The sequence below is a fragment of the Ruminococcus sp. genome (assembly GCF_045129435.1).
Lineage (GTDB): Bacteria > Bacillota > Clostridia > Oscillospirales > Acutalibacteraceae > Ruminococcoides.
The window spans coordinates 24,900-31,074 of the sequence record NZ_JBGVJL010000097.1; the positions used below are offsets into that span (position 1 = coordinate 24,900).

General features: G+C 37.9%; 8 protein-coding genes. All 8 read left to right on the forward strand.

Translation table 11 applies throughout. The features are described 5' to 3' along the window. Positions 1-3: 3 nt before the first annotated feature. Entirely contained in the window at positions 4-405 is a 402-nt protein-coding gene (gene rpsK / locus ACJMMI_RS04810) for a 30S ribosomal protein S11 (protein WP_022234125.1), read from the forward strand. A gap of 32 nt (positions 406-437) precedes the next feature. Further along, entirely contained in the window at positions 438-1,034 is a 597-nt protein-coding gene (gene rpsD / locus ACJMMI_RS04815) for a 30S ribosomal protein S4 (RefSeq protein ID WP_022234126.1), read from the forward strand. A 75-nt stretch (positions 1,035-1,109) separates the two neighbouring features. Next, positions 1,110-2,063, forward strand: coding sequence for a DNA-directed RNA polymerase subunit alpha (locus ACJMMI_RS04820; RefSeq protein WP_405354022.1), 954 nt, complete (start codon positions 1,110-1,112; stop codon positions 2,061-2,063). Positions 2,064-2,099: 36 nt separating this feature from the next. Beyond that, positions 2,100-2,441: a 50S ribosomal protein L17 gene (gene rplQ, locus ACJMMI_RS04825; RefSeq protein WP_178586622.1), complete on the forward strand. Its 342-nt coding sequence runs from the start codon at positions 2,100-2,102 to the stop codon at positions 2,439-2,441. Between the two features lie 700 nt (positions 2,442-3,141). Continuing rightward, positions 3,142-3,975 carry a Bax inhibitor-1/YccA family protein gene (locus ACJMMI_RS04830; RefSeq protein WP_405354024.1) on the forward strand — a complete coding sequence of 278 codons (834 nt, stop codon included), beginning with the start codon at positions 3,142-3,144 and terminating at the stop codon, positions 3,973-3,975. A 29-nt stretch (positions 3,976-4,004) separates the two neighbouring features. After that, positions 4,005-4,898, forward strand: coding sequence for an ATP-binding cassette domain-containing protein (locus ACJMMI_RS04835; RefSeq protein WP_405354026.1), 894 nt, complete (start codon positions 4,005-4,007; stop codon positions 4,896-4,898). A gap of 1 nt (position 4,899) precedes the next feature. Beyond that, positions 4,900-5,664: an ABC transporter permease gene (locus ACJMMI_RS04840; protein ID WP_405354028.1), complete on the forward strand. Its 765-nt coding sequence runs from the start codon at positions 4,900-4,902 to the stop codon at positions 5,662-5,664. A 162-nt stretch (positions 5,665-5,826) separates the two neighbouring features. Beyond that, positions 5,827-6,175: hypothetical protein (locus ACJMMI_RS04845; RefSeq protein ID WP_405354030.1), on the forward strand; the 349-nt coding region annotated here is incomplete at its 3' end.

Genomic DNA, 6,175 nt, shown 5'->3' on the forward strand with positions numbered 1-6,175 from the left:
ATTATGGCAGCACCAAAGGGTGGTAAGAAAGTTATTCGCCGTCGCCGTGAACGCAAAAATATTGAAAAAGGCGCAGCACATATTCAGTCTACTTTTAACAATACAATCGTTACTATTTCCGATACACAGGGCAACGCTGTATCTTGGGCAAGTGCCGGCGAGCTCGGCTTCAGAGGCTCAAAGAAGTCTACTCCGTTTGCCGCACAGTCAGCAGCAGAAACAGCTGCAAAGGCTGCAATGGAACATGGTATGAAGTCCGTTGAAGTTTATGTTAAAGGTCCTGGACAGGGCCGTGAAGCTGCAATCAGAGCTTTACAGTCAGCAGGTCTTGAAGTTACTATGATTAAGGATGTAACTCCAATTCCTCATAACGGATGCCGTCCTCCTAAGAGAAGACGTGTATAGTATTTAAAATATTCTATTGGAGTGAAAATAAAATGGCAGTAAACAGAGATCCTATCTTAAAAAGATGCAGATACCTGGGCATTAGCCCTACTGTTGTAGGCATAAACAAGGAATCTTTCAGAAAGCCAAATGCAAATGGTAGAAGGAAGGTTTCAGAATACGGCTTACAGCTTAAAGAGAAGCAGAAGTTAAAGTTTATCTACGGCGTTCTTGAGAAGCAGTTCTATCACTACTATGAAATTGCTACAAAGATGGAAGGTCAGGCAGGTACTAACCTCATCGTTTGTCTTGAAACAAGACTTGACAACATCATCTTCAGAATGGGCATGGCTCAGACAAGAAGAGATGCAAGACAGGTTGTTACTCACGGTCATTTCCTCGTAAATGGTCAGAGAGTTGACATCCCATCTTACAGAGTTAAGGTTGGCGATGTTATCACAATCAGAGACAAGAGCAAGAACAGCGTTAAGTTTAAAGAAATTCTTGACAAGACAAGCGGCAGACTTTCACCAAAGTGGCTTGAAGTTAATAAGGATGAATACACAGCAAAGGTTGTTGCTTTGCCAAGTCTTGAGGACATTGACTACGAAGTAGCTCCTCACCTTATTGTTGAGTTGTACTCCAAGTAATCCCTTTTTTCACAGGCAGGTTACACACGCATTGGCTGCCTTTTGCAGCCGTATAATGTTTAGGAGGATTCGCGAATGATCGAAATTGAAAAGCCAAGAATTGAAACCGAGGAATTAACCGAGGATGGAAAGCATGGCAGATTTGTTGTTGAACCGCTTGAGCGTGGCTTTGGCAACACATTAGGTAATAGCTTACGCAGAGTTTTGCTTTCTTCTCTTGAAGGCTGTGCCGTTACATCTATCAAGATTGACGGAGTTCTTCACGAATTTTCAACTATTCCCGGCGTAAAGGAAGACGTTACGGAAATTGTTCTTAATATGAAAAGCGTTGTTGCAAAGCTTTACGAAACAAGCCCAAAGGTTGTTGAAATCTCAGCACAGGGTCCTTGCGTAGTAACTGCCGGAGATATTAAATGTGACAGCGAGGTTGAGATTCTCAACCCTGAGCAGCACATTGCAACTCTCGGTGAGGATGCAAAGCTCAATATGGAAATCACCATTGACAAAGGCAGAGGATACATCCCTGCTGAACGCAACAAGCTTATTAGCGGCAATAATGTTATTGGCGTTTTACCTATTGATTCTATTTATACTCCCGTATTAAAGGTAAATTACACAGTTGACAACACCCGTGTCGGTCAGATTACTGACTATGACAAGCTTACACTTGATGTATGGACAAACGGTGTTATCAATGCTCAGGAGGCAGTTTCACTTGCTGCCAAGGTACTTACCGAGCACCTTAACCTCTTTGTAAACCTTTCTGATAAGGCTTCAAGTGCAGAGGTTATGGTTGAAAAGGACGATAAGGGCAAGGAGAGAATCCTTGAAATGACAATCGAAGATCTCGATTTGTCGGTTCGTTCATTCAACTGCTTAAAGCGTGCAGGTATTAATACGGTAGAAGATTTGATCAACAAATCAGAAGAGGATATGATGAAGGTAAGAAACCTCGGTAGAAAATCTCTCGAGGAAGTAATACTCAAACTCAAAGATCTCGGATTTAGTCTTCAAAAGGAAGACGAATAAACACTTTAAAAACCCAACGGTAAAGGAGTGAACACAATGCCAGGTACAAGAAAATTAGGAAGAACAACTGCTCAGAGAACAGCTATGCTCCGTGCAATGGTTACATTCCTTCTCGAAAACGGCAAAATCGAAACAACTCTTACTCGTGCCAAGGAAGTTCAGGCTATGGCAGAGAAGATGATTACTACAGCTAAAGAAGATAACCTTCACAATAGAAGACTCGTTTTAGGTTTTGTTACTAAGGAAGAGGTTACAGTAAAGCTCTTTACTGAAATCGCTCCAAAGTATGCTGACAGAAACGGCGGTTACACAAGAGTAACAAAGATTGGTCCTCGTCGTGGTGACGGTGCTGAGATGGCTGTTATCGAGTTAATCTAATTTTTCGGTAATATAATTTTTGCTGATATATACGCTCTCAACTTCGGTTGGGAGCGTTTTTGTATGTGTTTAGGTTTTATGTTAAGGCTCTTAATTGATGGTTGGGGTAAATGAGGGTTTAGTAGCGGTCGAGAAATTTTGCTTGAATTAGCACAAACTTTATACTCGAAAATAAAAATTTGGTCAACCTTTTTAAAGGTTGTGGGTGTGGGCAAAGCCCACAATACTTTAAACTAACGCAAGGCTTTGATAGCCAAACAGCCAGCTGTTTGGCAGTTTGAACACAATAGCGAAAGCTTTATAACTGCGACAGCAACACAAAACAGAAATGATATTCTTTTTATTTTTTATAAATCATTTCTTATTAAGAGGCTGTCGCCTGTTTTTTCAAACTTTGCCTCATCACACAAACAGCGTGCTGTTTGTGCCTGAAAATTTGCAATAAAAACAGCTTTCTTGGGCGTTGCCCAAACCCACGAGTCTTTAAAAAGGCTCGACCTAAATTTTTTGTCTCTCAAAAATCCCTTAAACACAGACTTTTTTCATGCCTTAAAAAATATTTTAGAAAAATTTAAAAATTTTTTGAATTCTGTCCGTATTTGTCCCAATCTTGTCATAGTTGTGTCTGTATAATAAAGGCATAGAAATTAATCAAACAAACTTCTATTAAACTTCCATTTTATTTAAAGGAGAAATCACTATGACAAACTCAAGACTTAACCAAAATCAAACTCAAAAATCAACAACATTATTCAACTCAAACCCTGTATTAAGAAAGGTATCTAAATCAAACGAAGTTGCTGGCAGCTCAAGCTGTGCAACCTACAAGGGTATCCTTGCAAAGACTCTTTATTTCCTTGCAACAACTGTTATCGGTTTCGCATTATTCCTGATTTTATCCCCAATGCTTGCATTCGGTCAGCACATTCAAGTTGAAATGTTTGACTTTTATATTCCTCAGGCAATCGCAGCAGGAGCAGCAATTCTTGTTGGTTTAATTACTCCATTTATTGCAGTTCTTGCAAGACGCACAACCCCAATTACAGGTACTCTTTACACACTCAGCCAGGGCGTTTTACTTGCTTCCATCTCTGTTTTCTATCATGGCAGATATTCAGAATTATTGATCTGGGCGGCAGTAATCACACTTGTTATTGTTTTTTCAATGCTTCTTCTTTTCACATCAGGCAAAATCAAAGCTAATGACAAATTCAAGGCTGTAATCACCACACTTTTCCTTTCAACAATCGGTATTTCACTCATCAGCTTAATTGCATTTCTTATTCCGGCAACAAGAGCTTATGTAATGATTTTAGCAGGCAACCCAATTTTCGGAATTGTAATGTCAATAATCTTCATTGTAATTGCAGCATTATTCCTTATCAGTGACTTCCAGGTTATTCGTGAAACTGTAGAAAATCAGCGTCCAAAGTCAGACGAATGGGCAGTATCATTTGGCCTTGCATTTACAGTAATTTGGCTTTACTTCAAGGTTCTTGACCTCTTAATGAGAATCTACGATATGAAAAACTAATAACTTTGCATTATTGAGGAGTTACAAAAATGAGTACGGTTTTAAAAACACAAAATTTATTTAAAAAATATGGCGAAAAGGTTGTTTCTGATAACATCAGCCTTACAATAAATAAAGGCGATATTTACGGCTTTGTTGGTAAAAACGGAGCAGGCAAAACCACATTTATGCGACAGGTATTAGGTCTTGCTTTTCAGGATGGCGGCACAATAAGCCTGTTTGACGGTGAGCCGTTATCTAAAGCAAGAAGAAAAATTGGTTCACTTATTGAAGCCCCGGCTATTTATAAGAATTGCACAGCATATGAAAATATGAAAAGAATGGCGATTCTCACAAACAGTACAGACGCTGAAGTCAGAAGTATTCTTGAATTTGTAGGACTTGCTGATACCGGAAACAAAAAATCAGGTCAATTTTCACTTGGTATGCGACAGCGACTTGGCATTGCGATTGCATTGCTTGGCAATCCTGATTTTTTAATTCTTGACGAGCCAATCAACGGTCTTGACCCTACAGGAATTATTGAAATTCGAGATTTAATCATCAGACTTAATAAGGAAAAAGATATAACATTTATGATTTCAAGTCATTTGCTTGAGGAACTCTCAAAGATTGCTACACGCTACGGATTTATTTCTGACGGTAGACTTATAGAAGAAATTTCTGCACAAGAGCTTGCTGAGAAGTGTAGTGACAGAGTATTGATTAAATCTGATAATCCGCAGAAATCGGCTGAACTTTTGTCAAAGTTTATGCCGGCTGAACAGATACATATTTATAACAATGTTGTTTATCTTGACTCAATGCTTAACAAAACTGCGGAAATTAACAAATATCTTATTGAAAACGGCATTATGGTAAGTGAGTTATCACTTCATTCAATTAATCTTGAAGAATACTTTTTACGCAAGGTAGGTGCTTAAAATGGGAAAATTACTTTCGTTTGAACTTCGTAAGCTGTTTAAGAATAAAAGCTTTTATATATGGACATTTGTGTCCGTAGGAATTAGCCTTATTTATCTGCTTTGCTCATTTGGAATGTTTTCAATTCAGTCGGCATCACCTGATTTACAGGCTGTAGTTTCGCCTGAATCGGGCATGATAAGTATAATAAAATTTTTCAGTCTTAGTCCTGTTACCGTATTTATGCTGATGTTTATTTGCAGCTTTGTCTGCAATGATTTTGACAACGGCATTTTGAAAAATATCATTTCAAGGGGTTACAGCAGAGGCTCAATATTCACAGCAAAATTTATTGCTGTTATGGTAAGCACTGCGTTTATGGTAATTCTTAACTTGGCCGCTATCTTCGCAGTATCAACTGCTTTATATAATGACGCAGGCACAATGTATGAGCTGTTTATTCCGCAAATTATTTTCCTTGTACTTGGTCTTATGGCATTTGCAGGCATTTTCTTTATGCTTTGTGTAATTTTCAAAAAAGGTGCACCGGCAATCGTAATTTCATTACTTGCACTTTTAGCTTTACCGATAGGTCTTTCACTTATCGCAACATATTTACACATTGATTTTGATTTCAGCACACTTTGGCTTGGCGGTGCGGTTTCTAACCTTGCAACAGTAGGAGCTACACTACAGACATTAATTTTTAGTGCGGTTTGCATTGTTGCATATTTAGTTGTTTCTTACATAGTTTCAGTTTCTATGGTTAAGAAAATGGAAGTTTGATTTTATATAGGCAAATCTCATTTCATTATTATGAAATGGGATTTTTGCCTTTTACGGATATTTTATTTATTGTAGCATATTCACGTTTTTTGCCGAATTTTGCTTGTGATTAAGCTGTTTTAGTTATATAATTAATACGAATAAAATATATGAGGTGTTATTTTGAAAAATCAAAAACTTAACTATTTGCTGCGAATATCATTTGTTACCGTACTTATTGTATTTTTAGGAGCGTATATTTTTACTGCAAGGCACTATGCTCCAAAGGGCGGATATTCACTCACCAATATATCTCTGTCGGGCAAGTACACTACAGATACCGGTGAAACTTTTAAAATGGACAAGGACAATCCGTTAGTGAATAAAAATTATAAGTCCGTATATTTTAAGGGAAAGATTAATAACACATTTCATGACAATGAATGTATATTTGTGACTATGAATAAGCTATGGGTTGATTTTTATGTCAACGGTGAGCTTATGGCAACCAATCACAGTGAGGGCTCTATTG